This window comes from Xanthomonas vasicola (assembly GCF_000772705.2).
Classification (GTDB): Bacteria; Pseudomonadota; Gammaproteobacteria; order Xanthomonadales; family Xanthomonadaceae; genus Xanthomonas; species Xanthomonas vasicola.
In genome coordinates, this window is record NZ_JSBW02000059.1 from 24,950 (window position 1) to 40,076 (window position 15,127).

Annotated in this window: 11 protein-coding genes, 1 other RNA gene and 1 pseudogene; 7 read left to right on the forward strand and 6 right to left on the reverse strand. The window is 64.0% G+C overall.

Translation table 11 applies throughout. The features are described 5' to 3' along the window. Positions 1-19 precede the first annotated feature (19 nt). Positions 20-946 (forward strand): oxygenase MpaB family protein, encoded by a 927-nt coding sequence (locus NX05_RS16415; RefSeq protein WP_039431259.1) that lies wholly within the window; start codon positions 20-22, stop codon positions 944-946. A 176-nt stretch (positions 947-1,122) separates the two neighbouring features. On the opposite strand, the gene NX05_RS16420 is transcribed toward NX05_RS16415, so the two are convergent. From NX05_RS16420 to NX05_RS16440, 5 genes are all read right to left on the reverse strand, one after another. Beyond that, positions 1,123-3,192, reverse strand: coding sequence for a M13 family metallopeptidase (locus NX05_RS16420; RefSeq protein ID WP_039431313.1), 2,070 nt, complete (start codon positions 3,190-3,192; stop codon positions 1,123-1,125). A 150-nt stretch (positions 3,193-3,342) separates the two neighbouring features. Further along, complete coding sequence (locus NX05_RS16425; RefSeq protein WP_010365433.1) at positions 3,343-4,038, reverse strand: glycosyltransferase; 696 nt, start codon at positions 4,036-4,038, stop codon at positions 3,343-3,345. Between the two features lie 238 nt (positions 4,039-4,276). Next, positions 4,277-5,272 (reverse strand): aldo/keto reductase, encoded by a 996-nt coding sequence (locus NX05_RS16430; protein WP_010365435.1) that lies wholly within the window; start codon positions 5,270-5,272, stop codon positions 4,277-4,279. Positions 5,273-5,412: 140 nt separating this feature from the next. After that, positions 5,413-5,982 (reverse strand): flavodoxin family protein, encoded by a 570-nt coding sequence (locus NX05_RS16435; protein WP_010379753.1) that lies wholly within the window; start codon positions 5,980-5,982, stop codon positions 5,413-5,415. Positions 5,983-6,284: 302 nt separating this feature from the next. Continuing rightward, a complete protein-coding gene (locus NX05_RS16440) occupies positions 6,285-7,181 on the reverse strand; it encodes a LysR family transcriptional regulator (protein ID WP_010365440.1) in 897 nt (298 codons plus the stop codon). A 106-nt stretch (positions 7,182-7,287) separates the two neighbouring features. On the opposite strand from NX05_RS16440, the pseudogene NX05_RS16445 reads away from it, so the two are divergent. From NX05_RS16445 to NX05_RS16460, 5 genes and pseudogenes are all read left to right on the forward strand, one after another. Continuing rightward, positions 7,288-7,697, forward strand: a pseudogene (locus NX05_RS16445) (DoxX family protein). Positions 7,698-7,725: 28 nt separating this feature from the next. Then, complete coding sequence (locus NX05_RS16450; RefSeq protein WP_039431253.1) at positions 7,726-8,544, forward strand: DODA-type extradiol aromatic ring-opening family dioxygenase; 819 nt, start codon at positions 7,726-7,728, stop codon at positions 8,542-8,544. A 99-nt stretch (positions 8,545-8,643) separates the two neighbouring features. Then, a non-coding RNA gene (locus tag NX05_RS22910) (sX9 sRNA) lies at positions 8,644-8,718 on the forward strand. Positions 8,719-8,903: 185 nt separating this feature from the next. Continuing rightward, positions 8,904-10,148 carry a putative DNA modification/repair radical SAM protein gene (locus NX05_RS16455; RefSeq protein WP_017112838.1) on the forward strand — a complete coding sequence of 415 codons (1,245 nt, stop codon included), beginning with the start codon at positions 8,904-8,906 and terminating at the stop codon, positions 10,146-10,148. Between the two features lie 6 nt (positions 10,149-10,154). Next, entirely contained in the window at positions 10,155-11,600 is a 1,446-nt protein-coding gene (locus tag NX05_RS16460; RefSeq protein ID WP_039431249.1) for a UdgX family uracil-DNA binding protein, read from the forward strand. A 504-nt stretch (positions 11,601-12,104) separates the two neighbouring features. Here NX05_RS16460 and NX05_RS16465 read toward each other — a convergent pair. Continuing rightward, positions 12,105-12,662: a fasciclin domain-containing protein gene (locus NX05_RS16465; RefSeq protein ID WP_010365456.1), complete on the reverse strand. Its 558-nt coding sequence runs from the start codon at positions 12,660-12,662 to the stop codon at positions 12,105-12,107. A 695-nt stretch (positions 12,663-13,357) separates the two neighbouring features. Between NX05_RS16465 and NX05_RS16470 the strand changes: the two genes are divergently transcribed. Beyond that, positions 13,358-14,995 (forward strand): Na+/H+ antiporter, encoded by a 1,638-nt coding sequence (locus NX05_RS16470; protein ID WP_010367234.1) that lies wholly within the window; start codon positions 13,358-13,360, stop codon positions 14,993-14,995. The last annotated feature ends 132 nt before the right edge of the window (positions 14,996-15,127 follow it).

Genomic DNA, 15,127 nt, shown 5'->3' on the forward strand with positions numbered 1-15,127 from the left:
ACCTGGGTATGATTGCGGCATGTCAGCCGTCCTGCGTACCCTCACTGCCCCCGCCGCCAAACAGATCCACCGCTGGGTGCTCAACGCGTTTCCGCGTGGGCAGAGCACGATCGAATACGATCAGCCGCTGGGCGATCCCGGCATCTTTGGGCCAGACAGCATCACCTGGCGCATCCACTCCGAATTTCCGGGCATGCTGTCCGGCGGCTTGTGCGCATTGATGTTGCAGTTGTTGCATCCGCGTGCGCTGGCCGGGGTCTACGATCATTCCAACTTCCGCACCGATTTGATCGGGCGGCTGCGGCGCACCACCAACTTCGTCGCCGGCACCACCTACGCTCCGCGTGCGGAGGCCGAGCAGCTGATTGCCCGCGTGCGCAGCATCCACTCGCATATCCGCGGCCACACTGCTGACGGCGTGCCCTATGACGCCAACGACCCGCAGTTGCTCACCTGGGTGCATGTCACCGAAGCCTATGGGTTTTTGCAGGGATGCCGGCGTTATTGCCGTGATGTGCCTGCTGCCATCGCCGACCGCTATTACGACGAAGCGCGACGCGTTGCCGAGGCGCTAGGCGCAACCGACGTGCCCGCCAGCGAGGCGCAGGTGGATGCGTATTTCGCATCGGTCCTCGGAGAGTTACGCATGGACGCGCGCTCGCGCGAAGTGCTCGACATCCTCACCAGCATCCAGCTACCGGTGCCCGCGGCAGGCTTGTCGCGCGGCGTGTTTCTCGGTGCTGGCACCGCCTTGTTGCCGAGTTGGGCTAGCGACATGCTCGGCCGGAGCACCACGCAACGCGCACAGGCGCGCGCATCGGCACGTCTGCTACGCAGCATGTCGCCGCTGTTTCGCACGGCCTTGCGCGACGGACTGTCTGCGCGCGCGTGCAGACGCATGGCGTTGCCGCCGGCGATGTTGCTGGAGTGGCCTGACAGCGCGTGATGGGTGGCGGGGCCGGGTTCCAGGGCAGTCCGAAAGTGGCGAGCGGCATGAGAAGAGACCTTCCCGGTAGCTTCATCATTTATGGGCTGACAGCTGTCGCACCAGATGTACTGGCGTCAACGCCAGATCGACCATGACGTCGAAGAACTGCGCTGCAGCCAGAGGCACACCAACACCTACCAAATCTTGACCCGCTGCTCCGGCGGCAGATACAGCTGCTGGCCCTGCTTCACATCGAAGGCGGGATACCACGCATCCAGATTACGCACGGTTTGCGCGCGGAAGCGGCCCGGCGCGTGCACGTCGGTGAGTACCACATTGCGCAGTGCCGCATCGCGGTACTTGCCACGCCATGCCTGTGCGAAGCCGAGGAAAAAGCGCTGATCCGGGCTGAAACCGTCGATGGTTCGCGGTTGCTTGCCCTGCAGCGACAACTGGTAGGCATCGTATGCCGTGGCCAGGCCCGCAACGTCGGCGATGTTTTCGCCTAGCGTCAGCTTGCCGTTGAGCGACAAGTCATCGAACGGTTTGTAGGCACTGAACTGCGCGGCCAACGCACTGCCGGCGCTCTGGAACTTCTTCAGGTCTTGCGGCGTCCACCAGTTGTGCAGCTCGCCGTGTTCGTCGAATAGCGCGCCCATGTTGTCGAAGCTATGACTGATCTCGTGCCCGATCACCGCACCGATCGCGCCATAGTTCACCGCATCGTCGGCGGCTGGGTCGAAGAACGGCGGTTGCAGGATTGCCGCCGGGAAGATCAGGCGGTTTTCCAGCGGCACGTTCAGCGCGTTGACTTCCTGCGGCAGCATGTACCACTCGCGGTGATCCACTGCCTTGCCCAGCTTGGCCAGGTTGCGGCGGTACTCGAACAGTTGGGCGCGTTCCACATTGCCCAGCGCATCGTCGCGACGCACGTCCAGCCCGCTGTAATCGCGCCAGGTGTCCGGGTAGCCGACTGCCACCGTCAAACCGGCGATCTTGGCCTTGGCGTGCTGCTTAGTCTCGGCAGTCATCCACTCCAGTGCATCGATGCGCTTGCCGAACGCGGTGATGATGTTCTTGACCATCTCTTCGGCACGCGTCTTGGTCTGCGCGCTGACGTACTTCTGCACATAGCGCTTGCCAACCGCTTCGCCCAATGCGGCGTTGGTCGCGTCGATGCCGCGTTTCCAGCGCTGGCGCTGCTGCGGGGTGCCCTCCAACGTGGTGCCGTAGAACGCGAAGCGCTCGTCGGCGAAGGCCTTGGACAAATACGGCGAAGCACGATCCAGGGCGCGGAAGCTCAGATAATCCTTCCAGGTCTGCAGTGGCTCGGACTGCACCAGCGCCGACAATCCGCTCAGTGCGCGCGGCTGCCACACGATGAAATCCTGCTGTGCGTTGAGCCCGGCTGCCTCGAAGAACAGCGCCCAGTCCAGGCCGGGAGCATTGCGCGCGAAATCGGCTTGTTTCCAGGCATTTGCGCCTGCCTGCACGTTGTTGGTCTGCTCCGGGGTGGCGTGCACGCGTGCCATGGCAATTTCCAATGCCAGGATGCGCTCGGCCTTCGCGGGCGCATCGCTGATGCCGGCCAGTTCCAGCAGCGTGACGATGTGCGCGCGGTAGGCCTCGCGCAGCTGCGCCATGCGCCCGCCATCCAGGTAGAAACTGCGCTCGGGCATGCCCAGGCCGCCTTGCACCAGATAGGGCGCGTAGCGGCCTGGATGATGCAGGTCCTGCGACACCCACAGGCCGAACAGGCGGTCGGTGTAGAAATTGGTGGAATTGAGCAGATCCACATCGGCGCGCAGCTGGCCGCCCAACGTGCGTGCCAAGGCCTGCTTGTCGTCGAGCTTGGCGATCGCATCCAGTTCCGGCTGTACCGGGCGCACGCCCTTGGCCTCGATGCTGGCTTCGTCCATGTAGGCGGCGTAGTAGTCGCCGATCTGCTTGTCTTCGCCGGTGACGCGGTCGTTGGCGGCAGCGCCTTCGATGATGTCACGGCTATGCCGCTCGGTCTCGATGGCGATCGAGGTGAAGCTGTTGAAGCTGGAGCGGTCTTGCGGAATCTGCGTGGTCTTGACCCAGTTGCCGCTGGCGTAACCGAAGAAGTCGTCGCCCGGCGCCACGCTGCGGTCCATACCCGCCATATCGAAGCCGAAATCGCCGAGCTTGGGTTTGCTGGGGGGCGGCGTTGGCTGCGTGCTCGCGGCCGGTGTCGCGCCATCGCGGTGGCACGCAACGGTGGTCAGCAGCGCGGCAGACATGGCAGCGATCAGGACGGGGCGATGCAAAGAAGCCATGCGGCGCAACTCGGATAACCGGAACGGACAGCACAGTGTAAGTGGCATGCGGTGCCAGATGCTGCTTGGAGGGCAGGCTCCATAGCGGATCGTGGTGTTGCGGACACGCTCGGTTCAGCGCCGGCGCTGATACCAGAAGCCGAGTGCATCGCGGGTCTGCAGCATGCGTCGCCCGCGCCACAGAAACCGCAGCAGCAGGGCCAGGTGTTCGCGCTTGGAAAAGCTGCGCAGCTTGCGGTCGGAGGTGTGCACGGTCTGGCGCAAGATCACAAAGCGGCCGCAGCGTGCCAGCGCCCGGCTGAGGGCCACATCCTCGCCGGCGTAGTAACGCGTATCGAAGCCGCCGGCGCTGACGAATGCCACCCTTGTGCAAAACAAAAAGCATCCGGGCGCAATGCCGGAAACACGAAAAAACCAACCAAACAACGCCTGCGCCATGCGCTCGGACCACACGCGCGTGCCCTGCAGATGCACTCGCGCACCGCCGCCTACCGCGCCGGCATCGAGCGCAGCCAATGCGGCGCCAACGACCTGCGGGTTGATCAAGGTGTCGGCATCCAGAAACAGCAAGCGTTCGCCCTGCGCGGCCTGCGCACCGGCGTTACGCGTGGCGGCGATGTGGCGCAGCTGCACCTCCAGCACCTGTGCGCCATGGCTGCGTGCGATGTCCGCAGTGGCGTCTTCGCAGGCATCGGCTACCACAATCACTTCATAGTCCAGCTGCATGGCTTGCGCGCAGGCATGCAGGCACTGCAGCGTGTCGCCGATCAGGGCAGCCTCGTCATGTGCTGGAATCACGAAGGACAGCATGGGGCGTGGTTCATGTGAGCTGCAGCCAGTGTGCAAGGTGCAGCGCCGCGAGGATGTGAGCAGGGCGATCAGCACCAATGCCCGCGCTCAAACAAGCGCTGCGACCCGACGCTTACCTATTTATCGCGCGCGTGATGTTTTGAATGGCGGCACTGGTGCGCAGCAAGCTCCACCGGCATTAACGCAGTGCCGCAGCGATCACTGCGGCACTGCGAAGACGACGATCAGGCGACGCGGCTCAGCGGTTGACCGCACCCATCATCGCTTCCGGATAGCGCGTGCCGGCCGCAGCCTGCGCCGGGAAGATCGCATCGATACGGGCCAGCTCGTCCGGCATCAGTGCCACATCCAGCGCTGCGATGTTTTCTTCCAGATACGCCAGCCGCTTGGTGCCGGGAATCGGAACCAAGTCCTGGCCCTGCGCCAACACCCAGGCCAACGCCAATTGCCCGGGCGTGATGCCCTTGTCGGCAGCGATTGCCTTGACCTGCTCCACCAGCTGCAGGTTGCGGGTGAAGTTATCGCCCTGAAAACGCGGCGAATGGCGGCGGTAATCGTCGGCATCGAAATCCTCCGGCGACGAGAACGCCCCGGTCAAAAACCCGCGCCCCAGCGGCGAGTACGGCACGAACCCGATGCCGAGTTCGCGCACCGTGGCGAACACGCCGTTATCTTCCGGCTCGCGCGACCACAGCGAATATTCGGTCTGCACCGCGGTGATGGGGTGCACCGCATGCGCACGGCGAATGGTGGCTGCGGCCGCTTCCGACAAACCGAGAAAGCGCACCTTGCCCTGTTCGACCAGGCGCGCCATCGCACCGACGGTGTCTTCGATCGGCACGGTGGGGTCCACGCGGTGTTGGTAATACAGGTCGATATGTTCAACGCCCAGCCGACGCAGGCTGGCTTCGCAGGCGGACTGTACATAGGCCGGGCTGCCATCAATACCACGTACCGATGGGTCGTTGGGGTCGAGCTTGATGCCGAATTTGGTGGCCAAAAACACTTCGTGCCGGCGTGCGGCAATCGCCTTGCCGACCAGCACTTCATTGGTGTGCGGGCCGTACATGTCGGCGGTGTCGAGCAGACTGATGCCACGGTCGAGCGCGCGGTGGATCACCGCGATCGAAGCGGCCTCGTCGCTGCGGTCGCCATAGAACGCGCTCATGCCCATGCAGCCAAGGCCGAGGGCCGAAACGGTGGGGCCGGAACGGCCAAGCGTGCGGGTTTGCATGGTGGGGGACTCCGTGCAGCAAAAGGTGCGGGAACAATGGCGGGCTGTGCGTTAGCGCGATGTGGCCCACGCGCTAACGCACAGCCCGCGCAACTCGGCAGGCAACGCTGCCGAACTGCGCGGGCTGTTGTGAGCTGCGATCAGCCCTTGAGCTTGGCGGCGAATTCGGCAACGCGCTTGCCGAGCAGCTTGGCCGTTTCCAGATCGCCGCTGCGCGGCGCTTCATCGGGCGAGGCGTCCGACGGCGAAATCGCCAGCGCACCTGCCGACCCGGCAGTCCAGTTGATGTCCTGTGGGCCATGTGCCTTGGTGTTGGCCGGCAGCAGCCCGGTACCGATCCAGACCTGGCTGTGCTGCTGCGACAACGTCCAGAAGTATTGGATGGTGGCGTACTTGTCGCCGTTCACCGACGCCGAGTTGGTGAAGCCGGCGGCGATCTTGTCCTTCCACGCCTGCGCAAACCATGGCTTGGAGCTGGCATCGGCAAATTTCTTGAACTGCCACGCCGGCCCGCCCATGTAGGTGGGGCTGCCGTAGATGATGGCGTCGGCGGCACTGATGGCTTCCCAGGCGTCATCGGGCAGATTGCCGTCCTGGTCGATGCGGTACAGCGTGGCTTCGCCAACGCTGGCTGCGCCCGCTTGCACCGCTTCGGCCTGCTTGACGGTGTGGCCGTAGCCGCTGAAATACACAATGGCGATCTTGCTCATGGACACTCCGGGTGAACGAGGGAAGCGGATTGTGCGCACACCGGTCACGACAGCAGAATGACCACGCACGGGACGAACTGTTGCCGCGATCATTTGCTGGGGCGTGTGAATCGTGATGCGCGTGCGGTGGTGTTGCGTGCAATCGGGGGCGCTTATCAGCCTGCGTCAGTCACGCCGGAGCGATGATGATCTGTGCGTATCTGTCAATCGGCATCGGCCTGCGTAGCCTGCCTGCTGACGTGCGGTTGCGATTGCATGCACGTGCCAGATGCGCGAGGTGTTTTTTGGCATTCCTACAGCGCTCAACCGGGTGCTGGCTTGGCCATGCACTCGATCAGGTAATCAATGAAGCTGCGCACCTTCGGCGCCAGGTGGCTGCGGCTGGTGTAGACCGCGAAGATGCCAATTTCAGCAAGCGTGTATTCGGGAAGAATGCGCACCAGGCGCCCGGCGGCGAGATGCGGTTCGGCCAGGAAATCCGGCTGCATCACGATACCTTGCCCGGCCAGCGCGGCAGCGTTCAGCACATGCCCGTTGTTTGCACGCAGGCCGCCATGCAGGCGCACGTCGATATCGCCCTGCGAGCCCTGAAAGCGCACCTCATCGCCGCTGGGCGAGTAGTGGTAGAGCAGGCATTCGTGGCCGGCCAGGTCCGATGGGTGTTGCGGCGTGCCCGCACGCGCCAAATAGGCCGGCGATGCACACGGCAGCATCCGTACCTTGCCCAACTGGCGTGCAATCAGCATCGGCGCCGGCTGGCGGGTGATACGGATGGCGACATCGAAGCCTTCTTCGACCATATCGACCAGGCGGTCGGACAATGACAGGTCCAGCTCCACCTGCGGATAGCGCGCGCGGAAGCCGGGCAGCAATGCGCCAAGTCGCTCGATGCCGTAACTCACCGGTGCGTTCACCCGCAGCACGCCAGCCGGCTCAAGCGCCTGCGCGCCGATGGTGGCCTCCAGGTCGTCCAGGTCGGCGAGCAGCTGCAGGCAGCGCTGGTAGTACGCACTGCCGGCACTGGTCAGGCTGACCCTGCGGGTGGTGCGGTTGAGCAGGCGCGTGCCGAGCCGCTGTTCGAGCGCGGCCACCTGGCGGGTGACGCTGGCGGTGGAGCGGTCCAATGCCTCGGCGGCGGCGCTGAAACCACTGCGCTCGGCCACGGCCGTGAACACACGCATCGCATCCAGGGTATCCATGGCAGCTCCGATTGTTACCTTTAGTGAAATAAATTATCTGAAGTAGACGTATTTATCAGATTTTTGTAAGGAATAGGCTGTGCTGGTCCTCACCGGAGTTCGTCCCATGACAACTGCCCTCGCATCTCCACGTACCGCCGCCTATGGCACTGCCTTGCTGCGCATCAGCCTGGGCGTACTGTTTCTGGTGCATGGTCTGACCAAATTGTGGTCTTCACCCCAGCCGGTACCGTGGCGTATTTCCACTCGCTCGGCCTGCCCGCTGCATTGGCGTACATCAGCATGACGCTGGAACTCGGCCTTGGCGTGTCCTTGTTGCTGGGCATCCATGCGCGCTGGGTCGCGCTGCTGGGCGTGCCGCTTTTGCTGGGCACGATTGTCAGCGTGCATGGTGCCAACGGTTTTGGTTTTTCCAATCCGGGTGGCGGCTGGGAATACCCGGCGTTATGGACGGTGTTGCTGATCGTGCAGGCGTTGCTCGGCGACGGCGCATTCGCGTTGAAGCCATCGCGCTGAGCCTGTTTTCATCCATCAAGGAGCGTCCATGACCCGCTTGCCCTCCCTGTACATCTCGCACGGTTCGCCGATGACTGCGCTGCAGCCGGGGCAGGTCGGCGAGCGGTTGGCCGACTTGCGGCAGGCCTTGCCGCGGCCGCGCGCCATTGTGGTGGCGAGCGCGCATTGGCTGGGCCGTCGCCCGCTCGTCAGCGGTGCGGTACGGCCGCCCACCATTCACGATTTCGGCGGCTTCCCGGCACCGTTGTACGAGCTGGAGTACCCGGCGCCCGGCGAGCCGGCATTGGCGCATCAGATCATGCGCCGTCTGGAGCAGGCCGGCCTGCAGCCGCACCTGGACCCGCAGCGCGGTTTCGATCACGGCGTCTGGGTGCCGCTGCGCCTGTTGTATCCGGACGCCGACATCCCGGTGGTGTCGCTATCGATCCAGCCCGAGCTTGGTCCGGCGCACCAGTTCGCAGTGGGCCGCGCGCTGGCGCCGTTGCGCGATGACGGCGTGCTGGTGATCGGCTCGGGCAGCATCACCCACAACCTGCACGACTTCCGCCACGGCTACAGCGCCGAGCGCGAAGCGCCGTATGTGCGGCCCTTCATCGAGTGGATCGAGCGCAAACTGCTGGATAACGACGTCCCCGCGCTGTTGGACTACCGCCGCCAGGCACCGCATGCCGAACGCGCGCATCCCAGCGACGAACACTTCCTGCCGTTGTACGTGGCGATGGGCGCGGCCGGCGACGACCGGCTGGGCGCGCAGCGCATCGACGCCGGTATCGATGCGGGGTTTCTGGCGATGGATCTCTATCGCTTCGATGGGCATGCAGCAGTGGCCGACCCGGTGGCGGCGTAGCGCTGGAAGCCAGGGCGGGCGCGTCGGAACTTTGAACCAAGCGCAGCTGAGAGACGACTGCGCATGCACCATGCGGGCGCGGTCGGTGCTCTGTGCGGCAGGTGCCAGTTGTACGCTGCGGTTCCTGCGCGCCGTCCGCACCATCCGACGACTGCTTGCTACGTTTTGGTAGCTGCTCAATGTGCCGCGGCGCTGATCAGTGCTGGTGTCGTCGGGTGATTGGAATGGATGTCGTCGGTGTCATGCCGTCCTGCGCGAGCGCGAGGGGCACCACGCCAAGCCCACAGCGCTCTGAAGCATTCACGAACAGGTGCAGGCCAATCTCATAGGCTGAGACGCCGCCGTTGCATGCTGCCCGCGTGAAAATCCTCGACAAGCTCGCCGTCCTCGCCGACGCCGCCAAATACGACGCCTCCTGTGCCTCCAGCGGCGCCAACAAGCGCAATTCGTTGGGCACCGGTGGCATCGGCAGCACCGAGGGCATGGGCATCTGTCACTCCTACACGCCCGACGGCCGTTGCGTGTCGCTGTTGAAGATCCTGCTGACCAATTTTTGCATCTTCGATTGCGCGTATTGCGTCAATCGCGTGTCCAGCAATGTGCGCCGCGCGCGCTTCACGCCGGAAGAAGTAGTCACGCTCACGCTGGACTTCTACAAGCGCAATTACATCGAAGGCCTGTTCCTGTCCAGCGGCATCATCCGCAACTCCGACTACACCATGGAGCAGCTGGTGGAAGTGGCGCGGCAGCTGCGCGAGGTGCACCATTTCGCCGGCTACATCCATCTCAAGACCATTCCCGATGCAACGCCGGAGTTGCTGGCCGCTGCCGGGCGTTACGCCGATCGCCTGAGCATCAACGTAGAGTTGCCCACCGAGCAGGGCCTGACGCTGCTGGCGCCGGAAAAAAGCGTGGGCGGCATCCGCTCGGCCATGGGCGAGCTGCGCTGGCGCATCGAAGAAAATCAGCTCGAACGCAAAGCCGAGAAAGTGCGCCGGGCCAAGCCGCCACGCTTCGCACCGGCCGGGCAGAGCACACAGATGATCGTCGGCGCCGACGATGCCAATGACCGCAGCATTCTGGACACCAGCCACAATCTGTACGGTAACTACCGCATGCGCCGGGTGTACTACTCGGCCTTCAGCCCGATCCCGGATGCTTCGTCCAAATTGCCACTGCAGGCACCGCCGCTACAGCGCGAGCACCGGTTGTATCAGGCCGACTGGTTATTGCGCTTCTACGAGTTCAGCGTGGAAGAAATTGCACCGGCGCAATCCAGTGGCATGCTTGATCTGGACGTGGATCCCAAGCTGGCCTGGGCATTGCGCAACCCGGAGCGGTTTCCGGTGGATTTGAATGCCGCGCCGCGCGAGATGCTGCTGCGTGTGCCGGGCCTGGGCACGCGCAACGTGGAGCGTTTGTTGTTGTCGCGCCGGCATGCGCGCTTGCGCGTCGGCGACCTGGCGCGGCTGCGCGTGCCGATGAAAAAGCTGCTGCCGTTCGTCAGTGTGCTCGATCATCATCCGCGGCAACGGCTGGACGATCCGGTCAGGTTGCGTGCGCAGTTGGCGCCTGCGCCTAGGCAGGCAAGTCTGTTCGACTGACTCGCTATGTTCAGCGCTGAGGTGGAACCACCGTGGAGTTTTGAAGCGTGGCGTGCATTGGCACGGGCGGGCTGGTGCGCGCAGGTAGGGCCGGATGATGTGGCCTGGGATGGTGGTGCGCAGGGCGGGCTGTTGATGGGGCGGGGGCTGCTGGAGTTGACGGCCGCAGTGCCGCCACCGCGTGTCTCTGCAGACTTCATGCAGCTGGCCGCATCGGTACTGTGTCATCGCGACCCGCAGCGGCACGCCGTGCTGTATCGATTGCTGTGGCGGATCGCTTCTGGCGAAAAAGCATTGCTGGAGCGCGCCACCGATGTGGATGTGCACCGGCTACGGCAATGGCAGAAGGCGGTGCAGCGCGATACGCACAAGATGAAGGCCTTCGTGCGCTTTCGCCGGCTGCCCGGGGAAGAAGAAGACTTCGTTGCCTGGTTCGAGCCCGAGCACTGGATCGTGGACCGGGTGGCGCCGTTTTTTGCGCGGCGTTTTGCCGGCATGCGTTGGGCGATCTTGACCCCGTACCGCAGCGTGCGTTGGGATGGCGAGGCACTGAACTTCGGCGAAGGTGCGGTGCGCACGCAGGTGCCGGCCGACGATGCACAGGAAGCACTGTGGCGCACCTATTACGCACATATCTTCAATCCGGCGCGGCTCAACCCGACCATGATGCGGCAGGAGATGCCGCAGAAATATTGGAAGAACCTGCCCGAAGCCGCGTTGCTGCCGGAGCTCATTCGCGAAGCCGGCGTGCGCGTGCGCGAAATGGCCGAACGCGCGCCTGAGCCAGTACGGCGACGGGTACCGGTGGCGCCGGCGCCCATGCCGGACGTGGCAACCCAAAACCTGGCGCAGTTGCGCAGCGCTGCACGCGATTGCCGGCGTTGCGAACTCTGGCAACCGGCAACGCAGACGGTGTTCGGCGAAGGGCCCGACGATGCATCGGTGATGGTGATCGGCGAGCAGCCGGGCGATGAAGAGGACTTGAGCGGGCGGCCGTTTGTCGGGCCCGCAGGGCGCCTGTTCAACATGGCGTTGGGCGAGCTGGGTGTTGATCGCGAAAGGTTCTACGTCACCAATGCGGTCAAGCATTTCCGTTTCGAACAACGCGGCAAACGGCGGCTGCACCGCAACCCGGAGCGTACGCACGTGCAGGCATGCAGTGGGTGGTTGCAGGCCGAGCGCGCGCAATTGCGTCCTGCACAGATCATCTGCCTCGGTGCGACTGCGGCGCAAGCGGTGTTGGGGAGTAGCTTTCGATTGATGCAGGAACGCGGGCAGTGGCAGCGCCTGGAAGATGGCACACCGGTCTTGACGACGGTGCATCCGTCCTGGATATTGCGGCAGCCATCGACGGATGCACGCGAAGAAGGCTATCGCGGATTTGTCGAAGATCTGCGTCGGTTGCTGGACCCGCCGCAGCCGCAGGAACGTTCGCTCGAGAGAAAAAGGTGACGCGCGAGACAGGTAAAAAAATACGCGTGCAACGGCGCGCGCACGGTGTCGGAGAATCGGGACGCCAAGCGGGGCCACCGGCACGCAGGTGACTCCATCGCCGCCGCTTCGCGGTTGGGTGATGATGGCTGGAGGCTGGCGCCAGCAACGCGCAGCAGGGTTGAGCTACATCTTGAGTGCACCGATGTGCTCGCGGATGCACTGCGTATCCATTGCACGCATGTGCCGAGCAACAGTGGCGAACGGGACATGCCGGGCAATCATCAGGTGTTGCGTCATAGGTGCCCGACATCGACATGGCTAAGACGTCTTCCATGTCGATGTCGAAGGCCTTCTACGGTTGCACGGCGGCTGCGCCATGGATTGCCAACCGCTTCAACTAGCGCCTCTGATGCGATTACGCTCCTGCATAACGCCGCTGCGCCATCGGCGGGAAAAACCGCATTCCGCCGATGGCACCGTGCATGCGTCAGTAAGCACGCGTTGCAGTGCGACTGCAGGCAGTTACGGCATCAACACCTTGTCCACCACGTGGATCACGCCATTGCTCTGCATGACATCGGCAATGGTGACGTTGGCGGTATTGCCCTTGACGTCGGTAATGGTGACCTTCTTGCCATTGAGCTTTGCGGTCAGCGGCTCGCCCTGCACGGTGGTCAGCGTGGCGCTACCGCCGCCGGCCTTGATCTTGGCGATCAGCGAGGCGGCATCCACCTTGCCGGCAACCACGTGATAGGTCAGCACCTTGGTCAGCGTCGCCTTGGATTCGGGCTTCAGCAAGGTATCGACGGTGCCGGCCGGCAGTGCCGAGAAGGCCGCGTTGGTCGGTGCGAACACGGTGAACGGGCCCGGGCCCTTCAGCGTGTCGACCAGGCCGGCGGCTTTGACGGCAGCCACCAGCGTGGTGTGGTCTTTGGAGTTGACCGCGTTATCGACAATGTCCTTGGTCACCAGCATCGGCGCACCGCCCACCTTCGGATTGGACGCAGCGTAGGCGGGGGCCATGGCGCTGGTCAGGGCAATGGCGGTGGCAATGGCAAGCGACTGCAATGAAGTCTTCATGAGGCATCGATCCTTTGGGTTGGCGATCGCCTGGATGGCAACCGTAGCGTCAATACGCGTCCCCGAAACGGCCGGATGCATCACGTCGTTTTGACATTTATTACTGCGTTTGGGGTGGTGAGGGCGGCATCGCGTGGCCAGCCGGTTAATGCAGGCTTGGACCAACAGCGTGACCGACCCCGACCCCGAACCTCGCGTCTCGTATGCGATCGTGCAGCCCACGTGGCCCTAGCGCGATGCATCCATCGGAGCTTTCGAGGAAACACGACGGCGATGCGCAGCGTTCTGCGGATCCGCTCGGCTCGATCGCATCGAGAGGTCACGGTCTCTCTAGCCGTTAAAAACTTGCCCGTGCCGACGATGCCGCCCGCCGTTGCGAAAAAGCTCCAGCCGCGTCGTAGCCGGGCGTTGCCGCTCCAGCTGCAGTAGCGGCCATCGCGCAGGTCCGCCATCGGTTTGCTACAGCCTGCACGCTTCGGCAGCGTTGGTGCGCCTGTCTCCATCGGCCAGCGTATCGGCGCAAGCCGATTGAACCGAACCGCAACAGGCATGCCGGGTCGTCGATGTGTGGCGACCGGCCAAGCAGTGCGGTGGTTTCATCACCGTGTGCAACACGGTATGGTCCGGTAGGCGCGTTGTTGTGCGTCGCAATATTTGATGCCGTACGTTCGGCCGTTCTTTCATTCCGGGTTTTTATGCATTCGATCGATGTCGTCCTCGCCATGTTGCTGGCGGTCGCGGCCAGCGGTTATCTCATCCGCATCCTGCCTTTTTCGCTGCCGTTGCCGTTGGTCCAGATCGCGCTAGGCGCGGTGGTCTCCGGGGTGTTCGATGCGGGGCACCAACTGGAACCGGAGCTGTTCTTCCTGTTGTTCCTGCCGCCGCTGCTGTTTCTGGATGGCTGGCGCATTCCCAAACAAGGCCTGTTCCGCGACAAGGCGGCGATCCTGGAACTGGCGCTTGGGCTGGTGATCTTCACCGTCGTTGGCGCCGGCTTCTTCATTCATTGGCTGATCCCGGCGATGCCGTTGCCAGTGGCATTCGCGCTGGCGGCAATCATCTCGCCCACCGACCCGGTGGCGGTATCGTCGATCGCCTCCAAGGTGCCGATTCCCAAGCGCCTGATGCATATCCTGGAAGGCGAGTCGCTGCTCAACGATGCTTCCGGCCTGGTGTGTTTCCAGTTCGCGGTGGCCGCGGTGCTCACCGGCACCTTCTCCATCGCTACCGCCTCGCTGACCTTTTTGTGGGTGGCGTTGGCTGGGCTGGCGCTGGGCGTGGCCACCACCTTCGGGCTGAGCCGCATCCAGGCCTGGATCTGGCGGCACTTCGGCGAGGAACCCGGTTCGGCGATCCTGGTCAACCTGCTCACCCCGTTCGCTGCGTATCTGCTGGCTGAGGCCTTCCATGCGTCGGGCATCCTGGCCGCGGTGGCCGCCGGCATCACCATGAGTTACGTGGAAATGGCGGGCAACGCGCCGGGGAACATGCGCCTGCAGCGTTCGGCGGTATGGGACACGGTGCAGTTCACCTTCAACGGCATCATCTTCGTGCTGCTGGGCGAGCAGTTGCCGGGCATTCTGGACGGCGCGGTGCGCAGCGTGCAGGAGGCCGGGCACCTCAATCCGTGGTGGCTGGCGGTGTACGTGGCCACCATCAGCGCCAGCTTGATGGCGTTGCGCTTCATGTGGGTGTTCCTGTCGCTGCGCTGGAACATCTTCAAGGCGCAACGGCGTGGCGAAGCGCATGTCAGCCCGCCGTGGCGGATCGTGGTGGCGGTGTCGCTGGCCGGCGTGCGCGGTGCAATCACCCTGGCCGGCGTGCTCACATTGCCATTGATGCTGGAGGATGGCTCGCCGTTCCCGGCCCGCCAGTTGGCAATCTTTCTGGCCGCATCGGTGATCCTGGTGTCGTTGCTGGTGGCCAGCATCGCGTTGCCGCGCCTGTTGCGCGGGCTGGAATTGCCGGAAGAAGAAGACGAGCAACTCAAGGAAGACCTGGCGGTGAAAGCCGCTTCGCAGGCAGCGCTGGATGCAGTGGAAAAACTGCGGCAGCGGCTGGTGGACGGCAGTAAACATGCCGAGCGCTACAACGCGGCGGCCAACCAGGTGAGTCAGCGCTATCAGCGCAAGCTCGGCGCGGTGGACATGGCCGAGACCGATCCGGAAGAGGCGGTTGCCTACGAAAAGGCACTGCGTCAGTTCCGGCATGCGGCGTTGGTGGCCGAGCGCAATGAGCTGTTCAAGCTGGCTCGACGGCGCGAGATTTCCGACGACTTGTCGCGACGGCTGGTGCGCAATCTGGATCTGATCGAGTCGCGTAAGCGTGCTTGAGCGCGCTGACGCGCGGGAATTGGGATTCGGGAATGGGGAATCGTAAAAGCCCGGGGCCGTCGTTGTGCAGGAGCGCGCCTGCGCGCGATGGCGCTTTCGTATTGACGCCTATCTTGCATGGCGCGCTCCGCG

What these genes read in the sequence shown, in the direction of transcription:
- NX05_RS16430 (WP_010365435.1), bottom strand. Translation starts at nt 5,272, where the DNA reads ATGCAAACCCGCACGCTTGGCCGTTCCGGCCCCACCGTTTCGGCCCTC.
- NX05_RS16435 (WP_010379753.1), bottom strand. Translation starts at nt 5,982, where the DNA reads ATGAGCAAGATCGCCATTGTGTATTTCAGCGGCTACGGCCACACCGTC.
- NX05_RS16420 (WP_039431313.1), bottom strand. Translation starts at nt 3,192, where the DNA reads ATGTCTGCCGCGCTGCTGACCACCGTTGCGTGCCACCGCGATGGCGCG.
- NX05_RS16415 (WP_039431259.1), top strand. Translation starts at nt 20, where the DNA reads ATGTCAGCCGTCCTGCGTACCCTCACTGCCCCCGCCGCCAAACAGATC.
- NX05_RS16425 (WP_010365433.1), bottom strand. Translation starts at nt 4,038, where the DNA reads ATGCTGTCCTTCGTGATTCCAGCACATGACGAGGCTGCCCTGATCGGC.
- NX05_RS16450 (WP_039431253.1), top strand. Translation starts at nt 7,726, where the DNA reads ATGACCCGCTTGCCCTCCCTGTACATCTCGCACGGTTCGCCGATGACT.
- NX05_RS16465 (WP_010365456.1), bottom strand. Translation starts at nt 12,662, where the DNA reads ATGAAGACTTCATTGCAGTCGCTTGCCATTGCCACCGCCATTGCCCTG.
- NX05_RS16470 (WP_010367234.1), top strand. Translation starts at nt 13,358, where the DNA reads ATGCATTCGATCGATGTCGTCCTCGCCATGTTGCTGGCGGTCGCGGCC.
- NX05_RS16460 (WP_039431249.1), top strand. Translation starts at nt 10,155, where the DNA reads ATGTTCAGCGCTGAGGTGGAACCACCGTGGAGTTTTGAAGCGTGGCGT.
- NX05_RS16440 (WP_010365440.1), bottom strand. Translation starts at nt 7,181, where the DNA reads ATGGATACCCTGGATGCGATGCGTGTGTTCACGGCCGTGGCCGAGCGC.